The following is an 18,677-nucleotide window of genomic DNA, read 5'->3' as shown; positions in this document are numbered from 1 at the left end:
CTGCCTTTCGCAATCGGCTACAATGTGAGCATGCGCAATATCGTATCGTATATAGCAGAAGAGCAGCGGACTTTCTCCGAATTACCGTTCAACCCGGTGGACTCCCTCGTATTCTCGACCCTGGCTTACCTCAACTACGAAGAAGCCGGACGCGACCAGGCTGACGCCTTGCGCTCGGACGGCTCGATCGCCGCCCCCTGGGAGGCGCTGCTCGACGCAAGCGGTCCCCGGCGCGTGCGCCTGCACGACGTTTTGGCCCTGTCGAACTGGGAGGCCCTTACCGCTCACAGCTGGATGGAGGATGCGCGGGACACCGTGGCTTTTCTGCACACGGCAATGGCGAGCCGTCGTTTGCGCGACGTGCAGGTCGCCTTCTACGCCAACGAACGCTCCGAGGTGGTGGAGAAACAGTTCAGCGCCGTAACTTTGTTCTTTCCCGCCGTTGAAGGAGAGCATGCCTATCTGGCGTTTCGAGGAACGGACGGCAGCTTCGCCGGCTGGAAAGAAGACTTCAACCTGTGCTTCAAAGACGTCATTCCCTCGCAATGCACGGCGGCGGCCTATCTTTCAGGCGTGGCATCGGCCTGTGCGTGCCCGCTTCTGGTTGGCGGTCATTCAAAGGGCGGCAACCTTGCCGAGTATGCGGCTCTGGTTGCAGACGACGGCACGTTCACGCGCCTTGAAGGCGTGTTCAACCATGACGGCCCGTCGTTTTTAGACGACCCCTCCCCGCGCATCGACGATCCGGCGTTCTGCACGCTTCTGCACAAGAGCGTTCCCGAATCTTCAGCATTCGGCATGATATTAGAACGGCGCGCCGACTACCGCGTAGTAAGATCATCGGCGCTTTCGGTGTTTCAGCACGAGCCGTTCACTTGGCAGACCGAGGGGTCGGACTTCCTGTATCAGGACGAGCTCAACGCATCAGCCGTGTTCTTCGACGAAACGCTTGATGCATGGTTGCGCAGCAGGAACGCGTCCGAACGCGAGCGGTTCATCGATTCGATCTATGACCTGTTCGCCTCGACCGAGGCGAACACCTGGGCCGAGTTCCAGGAAAACCTGTTCGCGAACACCCGGCAGCTTTTGGGATCGGGATCCAAGTTGGACGCGGAAACGAAGAGCTTCATCTGGAAGACGCTGGGAGGATTGGGCAGCGTGCTGAAGGAAGAGACCATCAAGCGCTTCAGGTCGTCGCCGCCCATGTGGCTGCCGCGCCGTCGCGAAGCGTATGCAATGAGGACGAGGAAGGAAGCGAAGCATGAGCGCAGAAGCGCCCGCAAGGACGGCTGACGAAGGGAACGCGGTAACGAAGAGCGCATACGGAAGGTTCACGCTGCGCATGGCGGTGCAGCTGGCGGCCCCTCACACATGGCCGGCAGCCATTCTGCCCGTACTGGTGGCCACCGCAGCGGCCGCTGCCACAACGGGAGCCGTTTCCGCCGTGATGGCGTGCGTACTGCTGATCATCTGCGTACTGATGCAGGCCTCGGTCAACACGTTCAACGACTACTACGATTACGTGAAAGGCGCGGACTCGGCTGACGACAACGTGGATCCGACCGATGCCGTGCTGGTATACAACAACGTGAATCCGCGCGCAGCGCTCGGACTTGCCGTTGGGTTTCTGGTTGCGGCGTTCGGACTGGGCATTTACGTTATCTGGCAAGCCGGATGGATTCCGCTGGCTTTGGGCGTCGTCGGCGCGATCATCGTGGTTTTGTACTCGGCGGGGAAAACGCCCATCTCCTACCTGCCCATTGGCGAGCTTGTCAGCGGGCTCGTCATGGGCGGGCTCATTCCCCTTGCCTGCTACCAAGCACTGACCGGAGCGTTCGACCTGCGCGCGCTGCTGTGGGCGGTGCCCACCGTGCTGGGCGTCGGGCTGATCATGTTCACGAACAACACGTGCGATATCGAGAAAGATGTCGAATCAGGACGCCGCACTCTGTCGGTGCTGCTGGGACGCGACCGCGCGCGCAAGCTGTACCACGGCGTGGTGGCGGCCTGGATGATCTCGATCGTAGCGCTGGTGGCCCTGTTCTTCACGAGCGGCGTCATCGTGGTTCCGTTCATGCTGCTTGCGTCGTATCCATTGGTGAAGGCGCTCATGGCGAATCCGCTTGCGCCGCCTTCGCGCATAGGCGCCATGGCGCAGGTATGCAGCCTGAACATTGCGTTGGGCGCGTTCTATGCGGCGGCGCTGTTCGCAAGCGGTTTCACCTTGTTCGCATAGGAGGCCGCCATGACGTACGATTTCGATCGGATAATCGAGCGACGTGGAACCAATAGCGAGAAATGGGACTGCGGGCCGCAACTCAAAGGGCGCGACGATCTGTTGCCGCTCTGGGTCGCCGATATGGATTTCGCGCTGCCCGATGAAGTGCTTGACGATATGCGCACAGCCGTGAACCATGGCGTGTTCGGCTACGGGTTCGCAGGAGCTGCGTACTACGAATCGGTTTTAGCCTGGTACTCGGATCGTTTCGACTGGACCGTGGAGCGCTCGTGGCTCACGCAAACTCCCGGCGTGGTGTTCGCGCTGGGAATCGCTCTGCAGGCGTTCACCAATCCAGGCGATGCCGTGCTGATCCAGCAGCCCGTTTACTACCCGTTCGCACAGCTCATCGAATCGAACGGATGCAAGCTTGTTGACAGCCCGCTCGTTTACGAACAGGGACGATACCGGATAGACTTCGATGATTTCGAGAAGAAAATCACGTCCTCTCGGGTGAAGGCGTTCATTTTATGCAGTCCCCACAACCCGGTCGGCCGGGTATGGACGCACGACGAGCTGGATCGGATCGGGCGCATCTGCCGCGCGCACGACGTGCTGGTCATCTCGGACGAGATCCATGCCGACTTCACCTACCCAGGGTATCGCCACCACGTGTTTCCCACGGTAGATCCTTCGTTCGCCGAACGCTGCGTAGTATGCACGGCGCCGAGCAAGACGTTCAACATCGCCGGGCTGCAGATAGCCAACATCGTCATCCCGAACGAGGAGCTGCGTACGCGCTATCGCAAGGCTTTGGAGCGGATCGGCTACTTCGGAGCAAGTCCGCTCTCCCTGGAAACGTGCCGTTCGTGCTACACTCACGGCGGCCCTTGGCTGGACGAGCTGAAGGACTACCTGGCAGAGAACCTGAGGTTTTTAAGAAATTTCCTGAGCGAACGGATGCCCGAGATCGCGTTGGTCGAGCCGCAAGGCACGTATCTTGCATGGCTCGATTGCTCGGGCTTGAGCCTAGACGATGCGCGGCTTGAAGAGCTCATGGTGGACGACGCGCACGTGTGGCTTGATTCTGGCAGCATGTTCGGACCGCGCTCGGGGCAGTTCGAATGCGTGAACATAGCCTGTCCGCGCGCCACCCTCGAACGCGCCCTCGAGCAGATAGAATCAGCTGTCGGAAAGGTGCGCGCGCAGCGCGCGGCCAACCGGAAAAGATAAAGGAGCACGCTATGGAAATCGTTCGTTTCGGCGTAGGGTTGGTGCTGTTGATTGCATCAGGTGCGTTGACGGTGCAATTATGGAACGGCAACTGGCTATCGCTGATCGCAAAGCCCACGACCACGAAAAAAGGTACGTTCTACCCTGAGGGCACACGCAAGTCAGGGCAGCGCGCAGCCTGGGTCATGGTCGCATGCTTCGCGGTGGTCGCGACGCTCATGGCGTTCGAAATGGCGAAGATGACCGGACTCGTCCTGTTCGCGCAGATCGCTTCGGTGCTGTGCAACGTGATGCTGGTTGGATTCTGCGCATTGGCGGTATGGACCCTGTTTTCCCGCTCGAAAGGCGCAGACGGCAAGCTGAACTTCGGCGGCGACAACATGCGCCTGACGCTTTTACTGCTAGGAAGCTGCGTGGTCCTTACGCTCGTGTCGCTCCTGTTCGCGTAGTCGCGTAGGGCTTATTTGCCGTTAAGCGGGAGTTGACGCGAAGCTGCAAGTCGGGTTCCTATCGCACAGCCGAAACCATCAGCTCTGGTTTGCGTCCGGATCTTAAAGAGTGCTCCCGCGACGGTTTCGGCAACGAAATCCTTAACGATCCTCAACGTTGCGGTATCCGCCCCTTCAAACGTCGAAGCAAGCTGCTAGGATACGGTGTTTGAGGGATGAATCTGGGCGAAAGGTACGGACACGATGGTCGAAAGCGCGCTGCTGGCCGCGTACGAGCTGGCGACGGTGCTCGCGCCGTTTCTTGTAGCCTACGCGATACGGCATGCCCACTCACGACGAACGCGTTCCATTCCCGTTGAGTTCGCGCCCGCTTTCGCGTTCGTGCTCTACGTGTTTGCCGTGCTGTACGTCACAGGATCGGGCACGCTGTACGACCTGCTGCGGCAAACGGCCAGCTGGGGGCCGAATGACCTGTACTTGATTCCGTTTCTTGCCGCCGACCCGATCGGATGCGCTCTCAACGTCGTGCTGTTCCTCCCCTTGGGCTTTTCGATCCCGCTCATCTGGAAGCGGGTCGACCGGGCGTTCACCATAGGAGCGATGGGCTTCTCCTTTTCGCTTGCCATCGAGCTGAGCCAGCTTCTCAACCATCGTGCAACCGACATCGACGACTTGATACTGAACACGCTGGGCGCGCTTTTAGGCTTCGTACTGTATCGACTTTGGTCGAATCGCGCGAATGCGGCGCGCAGCAAACATGTTTTCGTCTCGGAGCGTCTTCCGAGCGCACGCGAGCCCGCCCTGTACCTGGCCGTCACCTTTGCAGGGCATTTCCTTTTGTTCAACGAAATGGGCTTTGCGAAACTGCTTTACGGGTTCTAAGCACCTGCGCCCTCCGCGCCAAGCCGATACGCTCTATCGCCAGCGTATCTGGGTAAGATCCTTCAGGTCGGTCGAAAGCTTGCCGGGATCGAACAAGCCTAGCAACTCTTCGGGCGATGCCGGATCGCACGTGGGGGCAAGTCCCGTGATTCCCGCAATATGGCCGATAACTCCCTCGGGCGTTTCGAACCGATCCAGAAGCGCATCGAGCGCCGCGTCGTGATCGCGCTTCGAAAGGCGCCGCTCCTCTTCCGCAACGATAAGCGGCACATGGGCATACGCAGGATGCCCCAGACCGAGCAGTTCCTGCAGGTACAGCTGCTGCGGCGTGGAACAGAGCAGGTCAACGCCGCGCACGACCGAGTTCACACCCTGTTCCGCATCGTCTACGACCACGGCCAGCTGGTACGCGAACGCCCCGTCCGAGCGCTGTATCAGGAAATCGCCGCAGTCGCGAGCAAGGTTTTGACGATACGGTCCTTGCACCTGATCATCAAGCGAAACGGCCCTGTCGACAACCAGCAGACGTTGCGCCGGGACGCGCTGAGCGCGCCGTGCGGCGCGCTCTTCGACCGTCAACGCACGGCAGGTTCCCGGATACACGGGCTTTTCGCCACGATGAGGCGCAGATGCCGCATGCAGGTCGGCGCGCGTGCAGAAGCAGGGGTACACGAGCCCGCGCTCAGCCAGCGAATCGAAGGCGGCCCGATACGCCTCCGTGCGGTCGTGCTGAAAGTACGGCCCTTCGTCCCAAGTGAGCCCTAATGTCTCGAAATCGCGCTGTACGGCATCGATGAACTGCGGTTTCGATCGTTCGGCATCAAGATCCTCTATGCGCAGGACAATCCGTCCGCCCTGCGATTTCGCCACAAGCCACGCCACGAGCGCCGCGAACACGTTTCCCGCGTGCATGCGCCCGGTCGGAGAAGGGGCGAACCTCCCGACGATTTCGTTATGCGAAGGGGCTGCCTGCATGGGCCGATCTCCCGTTGGTCCTTTCCGCGTGCGGACGGCCGCACCGCAATGCCGACAGGAGGCCTCCGCACGGAGGCCTCCTGCATTCGATCTACTTGCGTCGATCTTCGACGTGCTTCGTCTTGCCCAGAGACCTCTCGATGCCGCCGGGCTCGACCAGCTTCACGCGCACGCCCACCAGAAGAACGCCCTTGAGCTTCTCCTCGATAGCGCGGCGGAAGCGGTCCATCTCCTCGAAGGAGTCGCTGAACGCCTCGGGCTTGAGCTCCACGTGCACCGCCATGCGGTCGAGCCCGCCCTCGTTGTCCACCACGATGCGGTAGTGAGGTGTGACCCCCTCGATGCCGGTGAGGACATCCTCCACCTGGCTGGGGAACACGTTCGTGCCGCGGATGATCAGCATGTCGTCCGAGCGCGCGCGCACCTTCTGCATGCGCGCCGTCGTGCGCCCGCACGCGCACGGCTCCGTGACCACGCGCGTCAGATCGTGCGTGCGGTATCGCAGCACGGGAATAGCCTGCTTGCCAAGGGGCGTGAGCACCAGCTCGCCCATCTGCCCATCGGCGACGGGCTCGCCCGTTTCGGGATCGATGACCTCCCACAGGAAGTGATCCTCCGCAATATGCTGCATGTCGCGCGCCGCCAGGCATTCGCCCGACACGCCTGGACCCATGACTTCGGTCAGACCGTAGTTGTCGGTGCAGACGATGTGCATACGGCTTTCGATCTCGGCCTTCAGGCCCGGCGGGCAGGGTTCGCCGCCGAACAGGCCCACGCGCAGGGTGGACCGCTCCCAATCGAAGCCCATGCGCTCTCCCACCTCGCACATGTGCAGGGCGTAGGAAGGCGTGGCCACGAGCACGGTGGTGCCGTAGTCCTGGATCATGGCGATGTGGCGCTCGGTGTTGCCCGACCCTGCGGGAATCATCATGCAGCCAAGCTTCTGCAACCCGTAGTGCAAGCCGAAGCCGCCTGTGAACATGCCGTATCCGAACGCCATCTGCGCTCGATCGCCCGGCACGACGCCCGCCATCTGCACAAGGCGCATGATACAGTCGGCCCACAGCTCCATGTCATGATCGTTATAGCCGACCACGATGGGCTTGCCCGTGGTGCCCGAGGACGAATGCAGCTCCTTCACCTGGTCGAGCGGTACGGCGAACAGCCCGTACGGAAACGTGTCGCGCAGGACCGACTTGTCGGTGAAGGGGAGTTTGCGAACGTCTTCAAGCGTCTTGATGTCATCGGGGCTCACGCCGTCGCGGTCCATGCGCTCGCGGTACCAGGCCACGCGGTCGTACGTCCAACGCACCTGCTCGATCAGGCGCTCGAGCTGCAGCGCGCGAATCTCCTGGCGCGAGGCGCACTCGACGGCAGGGTTGTAGATGGGCAGGCTGGAGAAGTCCCCGGCTTGGGCGGCAGCCAGCGCCGCGCCCTTGACGGTCATATCGGCCATGACGTTCACCGCCCTTCAGCGGGCGCAAGCGGCTGCGCGAGATCGTCCTGCCCGATGAGCTCCACCGGTTCGCCGGCCAGCAATTCCTCGGCACGTGCCAGATCCTTGACGGATAGCGCGATGTAAGTGGAGATGAGGGAATAGCTGTACGTGACGTTGATGCCGCAATCGGCCATGACGCCCATGACGCGCGCCAACTCGCCGGGCGTGTCGTCCAGGCGCGCGCACAGCACCTCCGATTTCGTGGCGGCGGCGCCCATGTCGGTGAGCACGGCCAACGCCTTGTCCGGATCGCTCACGATGAAGCGCACGATGCCGTAGTCTCCCGTGTCGGACGCGCTGTATCCGCGAACGCTGACGTGGGCGGCCTCGAAGGCGTCCAGCACGCGCCGCAGATGCCCCGGCCTGCTCTCAAGAAACACGCTGATCTGCTGTACGCTCATGCTCGATCCCCTTCCCTGCTCTCGGCCGCTTCCTCGGCGAAGGCGAAGCCGGCGCGAAACGCGGCCAGGTTCGCTTCGACGGTTTTGGGCGGCACGCGCTTTGCGATGACCCGCTCCCATGCGTCCTGCGGAAACTCCAAACGCGTGGCAAGCGCGCCCAGCAGCACGACGTTAACCGACTTCGGGCTGCCGACGCCTGCGGCTATGTCACCGGCGGAAATGAGCGTGGCACCCGCGTCGACCAGCGTTTCGCGGGCGTTCTCGGGCATGGACGCACGTCCGATGAGCACGGGCAAAGGCTGGATGGACTCGTCGGCCACCAGCAAGTACCCGCCTTCGCGCACGAAGGAAAGGTTGCGCAGCGCCTCGGTCGTCTCGAACGACACGACGCAATCGGCGCACCCCTCGTCAGCCACCATGGACTGCACGCCGTCGCGCCCGAAGCGCACTACCGTGGTAACCGCGCCGCCGCGCTGAGACATACCGTGAATCTCCGAAACCTTGGCGTCGAAGCCGGATTCCAAAGCCGCATGTGCAAGCAGATCGGCGGCGAGGATGGTTCCCTGCCCGCCGACGCCGCACAGGAGCACTGTGGTCGCCTTATTCATGGCAGCCCCCTTTCTCCAGAGCAGGTTGCGCGATGGCCTTCCAGGCGCAGTACTGCGCGCATTGGCCGCACCCGACGCACTGGCCGGCGTCGATGATCGCATGGTCCGTTTCGGGATCCTTCGATATGGCAGGGCAGCCCAAGGTCGAGCAAACGCCGCACGCCGTGCAGGCGTCGCTTACGGCGTACACCGGATTCTTGATGCGATCGATGAGCACGCACGGGCTGCGGAACACCAGCACGGAAAGGTCCTCGTTCGCCACGGCCTCCTTGAGCGTGCGGCGCACGGCTTTCGCATCGTTGGGATCGATCGTGCGAACGTCCTCCACGCCCAGCGCGCGCACGATGCCCTCCAAGTCCATCTCGCGCGACGGACGTCCCTGAAGCGTTTCGCCGTTGAACGGGTTTCCCTGACGGCCCGTCATAGCGGTCGTACGGTTGTCGAGCACGCAAACGGTGCCGCCGCCCTGGTTGTACACGGTGGAGATGAGCGCCGAAAGCCCCGAATGCGCGAAGGTCGAATCGCCGATCACGCCCACGACGGGACGATGGTCGGCTCCGGCCCACGCCAGCTCGAAGCCGTGCGACATCGAAACGGACGCGCCCATATCGATGGTGGTGTCCATGGCGGAAAGGGGCGGCAGCGCACCGAGCGTATAGCATCCGATATCGCCCGTGACCACGGCCTTCATACGCGAAAGCTCCTTGAACACCAAACGGTGGGGGCACCCGGCGCACAGCGCAGGCGGGCGGCCTGGAAGGCCTTCGGGCATGGATGCGTGCGCAGGCTCGTCGAGTCCGAACGCGACGCGAATCAGACCGGGCGAAAGCTCGCCGTCGCGCGGCAACGGGTTCTCGAACTCGGCAACCGTTATTCCGAGCGCTCGCACGGAGTCGGTCAGGTATTCGGACGCTTCCTCGACCACGTACAGCGCATCGACGCTGGCAGCGAAGTCGCGCAGCGCACGAGCGGGCAGCGGCCACGTTACCCCGAGCTTGAACACCGACGCGTCGGGCAGCGCCTCGGTCACGTGTTGGTACGTCGCGCCGGCGCAGACCACGCCGACGGCGCTTTCCTTATGCACGACGTTGTTGTACGGGCATTCCTCGACCCACGCGCGCAACGCGTCGATGCGATCGAGCTGCACCTTGCGGCGCGGCTTCGCGAATGCGGGCATCATCACCCACTTGGCAGGATTGCTCTCGTAGGCCTTGACCGGAACGTCGGTGCGCTCGCCAGGCTCCACCGGGGTCTTCGTGTGCGAAACGCGCACGGTCGAGCGAATGAACACGGGCACGTCGAAGCGCTCGGACAGATCGAACGCTTCGCGCGTGAAGCGCAGGGCTTCGGCGGAATCCGCAGGATCGAGCATGGGAATATGCGCTGCGCGGGCGTACCAGTGCGAATCCTGCTCGTTTTGCGACGAGTACATGCCCGGATCGTCCGCGGCCAGCACGACCAGGCCGCCTCCCACGCCCGCATATGCGGCGGTGAACAGCGGGTCGGCCGCCACGTTCACGCCTACGTGCTTCATCGTCGTGAGAACGCGCGCGCCGGCGGCAGACGCGCCGATGCCCACCTCCACGGCCACCTTCTCGTTGACGGCCCATTCGGCGTACACGCCGTCCTTCTTCGCGAACGCTTCGAGCGTTTCCGTCGAAGGCGTTCCGGGGTACGCCACGCCGATATGGGCGCCGGCTTCCCACGCCCCTTGGGCGATCGCCTCGTTACCTGACATCAATTCCATTAGACGAACCTTCCTTGAATGCTGACCCGCAGGGAATTATACGGCAAAGCGCGCCGCGCGGCCCGGTCAAAGAAGGAAGACCGTTCCGAGCGGCGCGCTATTCGACGCTGGGCGCCCGACGGCGCGTCGTCGCCCTGAAACGCGAAGCTCGGCTTCAGCTCGGCCTCAGGACGACGACGCGCGAAAGGGCGCGTTACTCTTCTTTGTAGACCAGGCAGAACGCCCCGATCTGGATGACGTCGCCGTTTTCGAGCTGGCGCTCGTCGATGCTCGCGTTGTTCACCCACACTCCGTTGAAGGAGTTGGAATCTCGGATGACATAGCCCCCGTTCGCAGGCTCGACCGACGCATGGGAGCGCGACACGGTCATGTCGTTGAGGAACACGTCGCACTGAGGGCTGCGGCCGATAGAAAGCGGCGTGTCGGCAAGGTGGAAGCTGACGCCGGTCTGCGGACCGCGCACCACATGCAGCACGGCGCTCGCTTGGGACTGAGCCGTCGAAGTCAACGGGTTGTCCGACAGCGCCACCGGTTCGAAGCGCTGCGTGCTGCCAAGAAGCTTGAACCCGCAGGTCGGGCATGCAGCCGCCTGGGCGTCAACCGGATTGTTGCAAACGGGGCACATGGTGCTCATGGCAATTCCTCTCTGCGGCGCGCCTTACGCGGCGGGGGCCGTCTTGTCTACGACCAGCGGCGTTTCGTTGATCGTCACGGATTGGGCCACGGTGCTCTGCCCGGAGAACCCTCTGAACAAGCGATCCCACCAGATTCCCACGCTCTCGAAGAAATTGGGGGCTGCAACGTCTTCGCATGCGACCAAGTCCATGGTAGCTATTTCAGCGTTGCGCTGCTTGAACGTAATGGTGCCCACCTTGTCGCCTGCGCGCACGTCGGTAGTCAGCTGATCGAACGAGAGCGACTGGCTGACGTTGCCGTTCAGGTCGAAGATCGTGGCAGAGGCTGCAGGATCCGCAAGCGTGGCCTTCACGGTCTTGTCGATCCACCCCTCATGCGCCACTTCGGCGATTACGGGAACCTCGGCTCCGTTCATGGTGGCGGTCTGCTTGCTGTGGGCCAGCGGATACTTCACCTCGTGCTGGTAGACCCATTCGCAAAGCGCCTGCGCATCCCTGAAGCGCTGGGGCTCGGACGAGGAGTTGACGACGATGGCGTACAGCTCTTTCTCGCCGTTGTTGGCAGCGCCCGCGAACGAGAAGCCTGCAAGCGCGGTGAACCCGGTCTTGACCCCGATGGCGTACTCGTAGATATCGAGGAAGCCGTCCGTGGTCTCGAGGCTGATGTCCGCCTTCGAGCCGCCGCGCGTCACCTGGATGACAGTGTCGCCTTGCGAAACGTCGGTACGGAACGTCTCGTTCTTCATGGCGTACTGCACCACTTTAGCCACGTCGGCAGCCGTGCTGTGCAGGTTGCCCGCGTACGCGTCGAAGTCCAGGCCATGGGGGTTCTCGTAGACCGAATCGGTGCAGCCGAGCTCTGCAGCCTTCGCGTTCATCTGGGCGACGAACGCGCTTTGGGCGGTATCGCCCGACGCCGTGCCGTTCGACTGAAGCGCAGCGCCCACCGTCTCGGCAATGGCGACGGCGGCGTCGTTGCCCGACGGGACGAGCAGCGCCGTCAGGGCCGTGCGCAGGCTCATGACGTCGCCTTCCTGCAGCCCCGCCGACGACTCGCCCGCCGCCGCGGCGGTTGCGGACACCGTGATCGGGGTGTCGAGCGATACGATGCCGTTCGACACCCCATCAAGAGCCACGACGGCCGTCATGATCTTGGTTATGGAGGCGATCTGCGTGGGCGAGGACGCGTTGCGCTCGAAGTACACGGTTCCCTCTGAATCCATCACGATGGCGTACTCGGCATCGATGTTGGGGCTTTGCGCGACCGACAAGCCGCGCGCGTCGACGGTCTGGCCGTAAACGATGTCCGCTTTGCGCACGTCCGCCGCCGCAGCGGCCGGAAAGGCCGCAGCGCTCGCGAACGCAAGCAAAAGCGCCAGGGCGCACGCGAGGATGCGCGTGCGCCCGTTTTGGGCGATATGTTGAACGGTGCTAGTCAATGCGGTAGATATCCTCCGGTCGAACCGGCTGGAAGCCGGCATCGGTCAGTTTCTGCTCCACGGCGTCATCGCTTACTTTAAGCACGTCGACGGCGGTGTCCTGATTGACCGAGAAGCAATAGCCGTACTCCACGTTCACGTTCTGCTCGTCCAAAAACTCCAGCAGCTTGGCAAGGCCGCCGGGCTCGTTGGGAACGCGCACGGCCAGCACGGGCGTGACAGCGGCGCGCCAACCCTGCGCCTTGAGCGCTTCGGCAGCGGCTTCGGGCGTGTCGCACAGCATGCGCACTACGCCGAACTCGGTGGTGTCGGCCAGGTTGAGCGCGTGCATGTTGATGCCGGCGTCGGAAACGGCGCGGCAAGCGGCCGCCAGACGACCCTTCTCGTTCTCGAGGAAAACGGTCAGTTGCGAAATCATGCCTTCTTCCCTTCTCTCAGATCGATGATGCGCTTCGCCTTGCCCTCGCTGCGCTCGATGGTCTTGGGCTCGACGATCTTGATCTCGACGGCAATCTGCAAGTTGCTCTTCAACTCCGAGGCCAGACGACGCTTGAGATCCTGGAGCTTGCGGATCTCGTCGAACGGGAACTCGGGAACGGTCTCGACGTTGAGTTCCACGTGATCGAGCGAGCCGCGCGTGGTCAGAACGATCTGGTACTGCGCCGCAATCTCCGGGAATTCCGTGATGACCTGCTCGATCTGCGACGGGAACACGTTGACGCCGCGCAGGATGAGCATATCGTCCGAACGGCCGACGATACGGTCGATCTTGCGATGGGTGCGCCCGCATGCGCATGCCTCGGGGACGATGCGCGTGATGTCGCGCGTGCGATAGCGCACGAGCGGGCAGCACTCGCGTACGAGCGTGGTGAACACGAGCTCGCCCCATTCGCCGTCGGGCAAGGGCTCGAGCGTGTCGGGATCCACGATCTCGGCGTAGAACTGGTCTTCGGCAAGGTGCAGGCCGTTCGATTCGGAGCACTCCACGGCCACGCCCGGCCCCATGACCTCCGAAAGCCCGTAGATGTCGCAATAGCGGATGCCCAGCTTCTCGCGGATTTCCTGGCGCATGTTCTCGGAGCACGGCTCGGCGCCGAAGATGCCGGCGGAAATCTTGAAGTCGGTTGCAGGATCGTATCCCATCTCCCGTGCCGTGTCGGCTATGAGCAGCGCGTAGGAGGGCGTGCAGGCCAGGATGTCCGTGCCGAGGTCCTTCATCATCTGGATTTGCCGCTTGGTGTTGCCCGAAGACGTGGGGATGACCGTGCAGCCAGCCGCCTCGCCGCCGTAATGCGCACCCAAACCACCGGTGAACAGGCCGTATCCGTACGATACCTGGATGGTGGATTCCGGGCCGCCGCCGGCCATGTAGATCCCGCGCGCGAAGCAGTGCCCCCAGTTCTTGAGATCGTTCGCCGTATGTCCGACCACGGTCGCCTGGCCGGTGGTGCCGGAAGACGCGTGAATGCGGGACACCTCTTTCTGGCCGACGGCGAACAGCCCGCGAGGATAGGCGTCGCGCATGTCCTGCTTGACGACGAAGGGGAACTTCGAAAGATCGGCGAGGCTCTTGAGGTCGCCCGGCTCCACGCCTGCTTCCTTGAAGGACTTCTGGTAGAACTCCACGTTATCGTATGCGTGCTGCACGCTTTTCTTCATGCGGTCGAGCTGCAGCGTGCGCAGCTGCTCGACGGGCATGGTCTCGATTTCGGGCTGGTAGTACACCTTGAGAATCACCTCTCCTACTGTTGTATACGGATGTCGGCGGAGATCTCTCCGTCAGGTGTTGGTCTCGTCGCTATCGGCGTCAGGGCCTTTCACCACGACTTCCGTCACGGGATCGTACACAGAATAGAACGGGTCCTCGTGCAGGATGGAGCCCGTTTCGTCTTTGACCGTGCGAACGACCGTTATCTTGCGCCCGTCGGTTCCGCGGATTTTGATGTAGCTCGAACCGGGAGCAAGCGATTCGTCAACCTTCGTTTTCGTCGAGTAGTGCTTGCCCTCGCTCCATTCGCCCGCGACCGAGGCGACCTGGTAGCCGGGATCAACACCGTACAGTGTAGCCGTTACCGACCCGTCTGTACAAGAAAGACGGACCAAAACATCGCTCGCGCCGTCGTTTTCCCACACAAGATCCAGGTCGGGCCAGCTGACCGCAGCATCGCGGCCGGCCGGGTAGCTGGATATGTACAGGGAATGGTTGTGGCGCGTCTTCACCGGGTACCCGGCTTCGTACACGGCGTTGAACATGGTGGTCGCCACCTGGCAGATGCCGCCGCCCACTGCATCGTCGTACTGGCCGTCGATGATCGCTCCGGCTCCCAAAAACCCTCTCTCCTCGTTGCACTCCCCTGCCGTTTTATTGAACGACCAGGAGCCGCCGGGCTTCACGACGGAGTTGGAGAGCAGCTGGGACACCAGCTTGATGTTATGGTTGCGGTTCTCCGTCCCCGCGCCCGTAGTGAACTGCGTGGTGTACGAGGCTATCGAGCTTATGATGCCAAGGTCCATCGCCTCGTCGAACGAAAGGGTCGCGGGCGCCGGGCCTTCGGTTATGGATACCTCTATGGGAGATCCGCCGGGCGTCGAGCCTTCCGCCTTGCCGCCCGGCCCGAACAGGGCGTCGTTGAGCGCATGGACGCCTTCGGCGACGAGCGGCATGGTGCCCGTCCCGTCCGTATGCACCGCCACATCCCCTTCGTTCGCTTCGAAAGTCACGCGGACGGGGTCGTTCGTGTTGAGCTTTTCCACGTGGGTGAGAAGGGACGGCTTGGCTTGCGCCTCGTCTATGTACGCAGACAGGGCGAAGGACCCCTCGCCCTCGTCGATGCGCGTGGCGATCCATGCGCCCATATCCGAGGGCGTGGCCTTCCAGGTCGATCCGTTGTAATTGAACTGCGCTCCGTCGGCGATCGCGCGGTTCACGGCATCCGCGACCGCCTGGGCGGCGGTTTCGTCGATGCGCAGCGGCGCATGCTCGGCACGCGCGACGAACGACCCCTGCCCGGCTTCCTGTGCGAGCAGAGCCTGGTCGAGCGAACGAGCGAAATCTCCTCGGTTGACCATGGAGCCGTCGTGGCCCCGCACCACCGTCGCGACGCCGCCGTTGACCGCCACGTTGAAATCGACGCGCGGATCGCCGATGGTTGCGTCTATGTCGGAGGCAAGCTGCTCGAGCCGGTCGCTCGCGTAGTCGGCTCGCGGCTGGATGGTGCGCCCTCCGAACAGCGCCCCGATGCGCGCGAAGATGCCGCCGTCGCTGCGCCCGGCCGCAACGGCCTCTTCGGCCAAAGCGCGGGCAGGAAGGGTGGCGCCCAGGTCGGAGGCGCTCGTGGTCCATGCCAGCTTGTTCGCACGCGCCTCCTCCACTGCCAACTGCTCGGCAAGAGCGGCATCCTGGGCGGCGGTCATCTCGTCGTTCACGCGCGCTTCGGCATCGTCGTTGGCGTATACGATGGCGGTGTTCGATTCCAGGCGCGGCCCGTAAGCTTGCTCGATGGATGTCTCGATCTCGTCGACGGTTTTCCCGGCGACGTCGATCTCCCCCACGCGCACGCCCGGATACGCCTTGCCGTAATTCAGGCCGAAGTCAACCGCGCCGCCGACGAGCAGGACCGCGGCGAGCACCATGACGGCGAGCGCGGCGCGGCTGCGCGAGGCAAGCGAGACCATCGCGCGCAGAAGGGCGAGCAAAGCCGCTCCCAATAGGCCGATCAGGGCAAGCAGCGCGCGTCCGAGAATACGCAAGATCCGCAGAGCGAGGTTTTCGTCCGACGGGGACCGCGGCGCGTCCTTCGTCCAAAGCGAAGGCGCGTTGTAGGCGCCGGCATCCCTGGTTCGAGATCGGCTGGAAGAAGCGGGTCGACCTGAAGACGCTCGGGACGAACGCGCCGAGCGTTGCGCGTCGCGCCCCGCCTGCGGGCGCGACGATCGCCGAGAAGCCTCGCGCCGCTCGGGCGCACGATTCGAACGCGGCTGCCGCGCGGCGCCGCCTTGCCTGCGCGCTGGTTCTCTTGGCGTGCGTCGATCCATCCGCTATCGTCCGCCCTCCGACGTAGCGCCTTTGGCCTCGCGCAGCTGACGAAGCGCCGACGCGACGTAGTAAGCCGTGGTAGCTAACGCCAGGACAAGGCCGGCGTACACGAACCAGATGCCCCACGAGCAGGCGTCGGCATTGAATCCGGGCAGCCAGGCGACGTCGACGATGCCCAGGCCGGGCAGCAAAGGCCAGTTCAGAAGCAAGCCGGCGAACCCGATGAACAAAAGCGTGGTGGCGACCTTGCCGGGATAGACGACCGCTACGCGAATGCGGAAGCGCTTGATGAGGCATGCGCCTCCAACAAGAAGGAACAGGTCGCGCGCGATCACCACGAGGATGATCCACAAGGGAAGGCGTCCTACCAGGAACAGGCCCAAAACGCCCGATATCATGAGGATGCGGTCGACGGCGGGATCGAGCAGCTGGCCGAGCTTCGACACCTGGTTCGTCCGACGGGCGATCTGCCCGTCGACCCAGTCGGTGCCGGCGGCCAAGGCGTAGAGCAGCGTGGCTACCAGGTTGTAGCCGTTCATAAGCAGGACGAAGAACACGGGAACGAGGCACAGCCGAATAAACGATATGACGTTCGGCACGGTGAATATCCTGTCAGAAACCTGCACGTCCTCGATCGTTGCTTCCTCGCTGCGTTTCGCCATATCCTCTTCCCTCGTCGCTTGCCGATCGCGCTTCAACAAAAGCCGGGCGCGTTGAGAGCGGCCCGGCTTTTCCTTTGAATTCACTGGATCATTCTAGCAGGTTTCGATCAGGCCCCCGCAGGGTTTCGCGCTTCGACAGGTTTTACATCAGGCGCTGCTGGGGCGAGGGCGACAAACGCCGTTGCAAGTCGGCATCGACGCTCGCCCGCCAGCCGGGCGCAGCGGCTGGCCTTCATGTCAAAACGAACGAGTTTTGCGGCGGTTTTTCGCCTCTTCGGAACAAACTTGCTTGAGGCGTTTTACATCATGCCAGGTCAAGAGCTCACCACCTCCTATTATCCTGGTTTGAGGACCAGAAAAACTCGTCCGTTTTGACAAAGGAGCCGCATCGTTTCCGATGCGGCTCCTCATGTTCGAACGTTTCGCCTTGGCTTTGACCCTACGCCGTCTTCTTGGCGTCGGGCACCTCGAAGGCGTCCACGTGCTTCTTGGCCGCCGGAGGAGCGTACGAGGGCTCCATCGTCAGGCAGTCCTTCGGGCATTCGCGCACGCAGCTGCCGCACTGCACGCAGCGGAAGCGGTCGATGGTCCACGTGCGGCCGGGCTTGTCCACCGTGATGGCGCCGCATGGGCAGCGCTTCTGGCAGATGCCGCACAGGATGCAGCTTTCCACGTCGTTGGACACATGGCCCTTCAGGCCGGGCGGCGGCGTTTTGGTCTGAACCGGGTACTGGATGGTCTCGGGCTGTTTGAACAGGCCCCCGAGGGTCATCTTGCCTAGTTTGAAGCTTCCCATGGTCCCTCCTACCTTTCCGTGCAGCTGATGCAGGGGTCGATGGTGAGCACGATCATGTTCACGTCCGCCAGATCGCATCCTGCCAGCGCCGTGGTCATGCCGGCCAGGTTCTGCGACGTTGGCGTGCGCATGCGCATGCGCTCCAGGTTCTTGGAGCCGTTCCCGCGCGCGTAGTAGTAGCACTCGCCGCGCGGCTGCTCGACCACGTTGGCCGCCTGCGACCCGGCTGCGGGCGCGCCCTTCACGTCCACGGCGATATCGCCCGAAGGAATCTTGGCGATCATCTCCTCGATGATGTCGATGGATTGCAGCACTTCGAGCGCCCGCACCTTGACGCGCGCATAGCAGTCGCCCTGGCCGTCCAGGATGGGCTGGAAGTCGGACAGGTACCCGTACCCGCCACCGCCGAGCATACGTGCGTCGTAGTTGACGTTGGAGGCGCGCGCGAAGGGGCCCACCATGCTCTGCGCAAGGGCGTCCTCGTGGCTGATGTAGCCTACGCCCACGGTACGGTTCTTGACCGAGGTGTCCTTGAGGAACGCGTTGCACAGCTGCGCGTAGTCGTCCTTGATGCCCTCGAGCACGCGGCGCATCTCGGCGAACTGGGCGTCGTCGATGTCGCGGACCACGCCGCCCACCTTGACGACCGAGAAGATGACGCGGCCGCCGGTGGTCTTCTCGAACACGTCGAGCACGCGCTCGCGCAGACGCCAGCAGTGCATGAACAGGCTTTCGAAGCCGAACGCGTCGGCCGCGAGGCCCATCCACAGCACGTGCGAGTGGATTCGGCTCAGCTCGTGCCAGATGACGCGCAGGTACTCGGCGCGCGTGGGGATCTCGATGCCCATGAGCTTCTCGACCGTTTCGGCGTAGCCCATGGAGTGCCCGAACGCGCAGATGCCGCAGATGCGCTCGGCCACGTAGATGAACTGGTTGTAGTCACGCGTTTCGACCAGTTTCTCAAGCCCGCGATGGATGAACCCGATCTGCGGGATAGCCTCGATGACGGTCTCGTCCTCGACCACCAGGTCGAGGTGCAGGGGCTCGGGCAGCACCGGGTGCTGGGGGCCGAACGGGATGACGGTCGCCTTTCCCATG

At 63.2% G+C, this 18,677-nt stretch carries 18 protein-coding genes; 5 read left to right on the top strand and 13 right to left on the bottom strand.

The window, feature by feature from the left end; all coding sequences use genetic code 11:
- Positions 1 to 30 precede the first annotated feature (30 nt).
- The 5 genes from DMP08_RS01530 to DMP08_RS01510 all read left to right on the top strand — a co-directional run bounded on the left by DMP08_RS01530 (position 31) and on the right by DMP08_RS01510 (position 4,782).
- Entirely contained in the window at positions 31 to 1,293 is a 1,263-nt protein-coding gene (locus DMP08_RS01530) for an Mbeg1-like protein (protein ID WP_123191443.1), read from the top strand.
- A 49-nt stretch (positions 1,294 to 1,342) separates the two neighbouring features.
- Positions 1,343 to 2,236, top strand: coding sequence for a prenyltransferase (locus DMP08_RS01525; RefSeq protein ID WP_211328372.1), 894 nt, complete (start codon positions 1,343 to 1,345; stop codon positions 2,234 to 2,236).
- A 9-nt stretch (positions 2,237 to 2,245) separates the two neighbouring features.
- The gene (locus tag DMP08_RS01520) at positions 2,246 to 3,451 is read left to right on the top strand and encodes a MalY/PatB family protein (RefSeq protein WP_123191251.1); all 1,206 of its coding nucleotides are present in this window, start codon (positions 2,246 to 2,248) and stop codon (positions 3,449 to 3,451) included.
- Positions 3,452 to 3,462: 11 nt separating this feature from the next.
- Positions 3,463 to 3,900 carry a lipocalin gene (locus tag DMP08_RS01515; RefSeq protein WP_123191250.1) on the top strand — a complete coding sequence of 146 codons (438 nt, stop codon included), beginning with the start codon at positions 3,463 to 3,465 and terminating at the stop codon, positions 3,898 to 3,900.
- A 243-nt stretch (positions 3,901 to 4,143) separates the two neighbouring features.
- The gene (locus DMP08_RS01510) at positions 4,144 to 4,782 is read left to right on the top strand and encodes a VanZ family protein (protein ID WP_123191249.1); all 639 of its coding nucleotides are present in this window, start codon (positions 4,144 to 4,146) and stop codon (positions 4,780 to 4,782) included.
- Between the two features lie 33 nt (positions 4,783 to 4,815).
- On the opposite strand, the gene gluQRS is transcribed toward DMP08_RS01510, so the two are convergent.
- The 13 genes from gluQRS to DMP08_RS01445 form a co-directional block, all read right to left on the bottom strand.
- Positions 4,816 to 5,757: a tRNA glutamyl-Q(34) synthetase GluQRS gene (gluQRS, locus tag DMP08_RS01505; protein WP_123191248.1), complete on the bottom strand. Its 942-nt coding sequence runs from the start codon at positions 5,755 to 5,757 to the stop codon at positions 4,816 to 4,818.
- A 91-nt stretch (positions 5,758 to 5,848) separates the two neighbouring features.
- Positions 5,849 to 7,213 carry a phenylacetate--CoA ligase family protein gene (locus DMP08_RS01500; protein ID WP_244596736.1) on the bottom strand — a complete coding sequence of 455 codons (1,365 nt, stop codon included), beginning with the start codon at positions 7,211 to 7,213 and terminating at the stop codon, positions 5,849 to 5,851.
- A 5-nt stretch (positions 7,214 to 7,218) separates the two neighbouring features.
- Complete coding sequence (locus tag DMP08_RS01495; RefSeq protein WP_123191246.1) at positions 7,219 to 7,656, bottom strand: amino acid-binding protein; 438 nt, start codon at positions 7,654 to 7,656, stop codon at positions 7,219 to 7,221.
- Positions 7,653 to 8,264 carry an indolepyruvate oxidoreductase subunit beta gene (locus tag DMP08_RS01490; protein WP_123191245.1) on the bottom strand — a complete coding sequence of 204 codons (612 nt, stop codon included), beginning with the start codon at positions 8,262 to 8,264 and terminating at the stop codon, positions 7,653 to 7,655. Before DMP08_RS01490 ends, DMP08_RS01495 begins: the two co-directional genes overlap by 4 nt.
- Positions 8,257 to 10,011 (bottom strand): thiamine pyrophosphate-dependent enzyme, encoded by a 1,755-nt coding sequence (locus tag DMP08_RS01485; RefSeq protein ID WP_123191244.1) that lies wholly within the window; start codon positions 10,009 to 10,011, stop codon positions 8,257 to 8,259. The genes DMP08_RS01490 and DMP08_RS01485 overlap by 8 nt, the downstream gene beginning before the upstream one ends.
- A 193-nt stretch (positions 10,012 to 10,204) precedes the next feature.
- Entirely contained in the window at positions 10,205 to 10,645 is a 441-nt protein-coding gene (locus DMP08_RS01480) for an FHA domain-containing protein (protein ID WP_123191243.1), read from the bottom strand.
- Positions 10,646 to 10,669: 24 nt separating this feature from the next.
- Positions 10,670 to 12,085, bottom strand: a complete 1,416-nt coding sequence (locus tag DMP08_RS01475; protein ID WP_123191242.1) for a D-alanyl-D-alanine carboxypeptidase family protein — start codon at positions 12,083 to 12,085, stop codon at positions 10,670 to 10,672.
- Positions 12,078 to 12,503 (bottom strand): amino acid-binding protein, encoded by a 426-nt coding sequence (locus DMP08_RS01470; RefSeq protein ID WP_123191241.1) that lies wholly within the window; start codon positions 12,501 to 12,503, stop codon positions 12,078 to 12,080. Before DMP08_RS01470 ends, DMP08_RS01475 begins: the two co-directional genes overlap by 8 nt.
- Positions 12,500 to 13,810 (bottom strand): phenylacetate--CoA ligase family protein, encoded by a 1,311-nt coding sequence (locus DMP08_RS01465; RefSeq protein ID WP_123191442.1) that lies wholly within the window; start codon positions 13,808 to 13,810, stop codon positions 12,500 to 12,502. Before DMP08_RS01465 ends, DMP08_RS01470 begins: the two co-directional genes overlap by 4 nt.
- Positions 13,811 to 13,864: 54 nt before the next feature.
- Positions 13,865 to 15,835 (bottom strand): VanW family protein, encoded by a 1,971-nt coding sequence (locus DMP08_RS01460; RefSeq protein WP_244596735.1) that lies wholly within the window; start codon positions 15,833 to 15,835, stop codon positions 13,865 to 13,867.
- 288 nt (positions 15,836 to 16,123) lie between these two features.
- Positions 16,124 to 16,783, bottom strand: a complete 660-nt coding sequence (locus DMP08_RS01455; RefSeq protein WP_123191441.1) for a CDP-alcohol phosphatidyltransferase family protein — start codon at positions 16,781 to 16,783, stop codon at positions 16,124 to 16,126.
- Positions 16,784 to 17,222: 439 nt separating this feature from the next.
- Positions 17,223 to 17,579, bottom strand: coding sequence for a 4Fe-4S binding protein (locus tag DMP08_RS01450; protein ID WP_123191239.1), 357 nt, complete (start codon positions 17,577 to 17,579; stop codon positions 17,223 to 17,225).
- Between the two features lie 8 nt (positions 17,580 to 17,587).
- Positions 17,588 to 18,676, bottom strand: a complete 1,089-nt coding sequence (locus DMP08_RS01445; RefSeq protein ID WP_123191238.1) for a hydrogenase large subunit — start codon at positions 18,674 to 18,676, stop codon at positions 17,588 to 17,590.
- Between the last annotated feature and the right edge of the window lies 1 nt (position 18,677).

This window comes from Paraeggerthella hongkongensis (assembly GCF_003726035.1).
In the GTDB taxonomy this organism is placed as follows: domain Bacteria; phylum Actinomycetota; class Coriobacteriia; order Coriobacteriales; family Eggerthellaceae; genus Paraeggerthella; species Paraeggerthella hongkongensis.
Note: the sequence above shows the minus strand (reverse complement) of the source record. Positions and strands in the feature narration are given on the sequence as shown.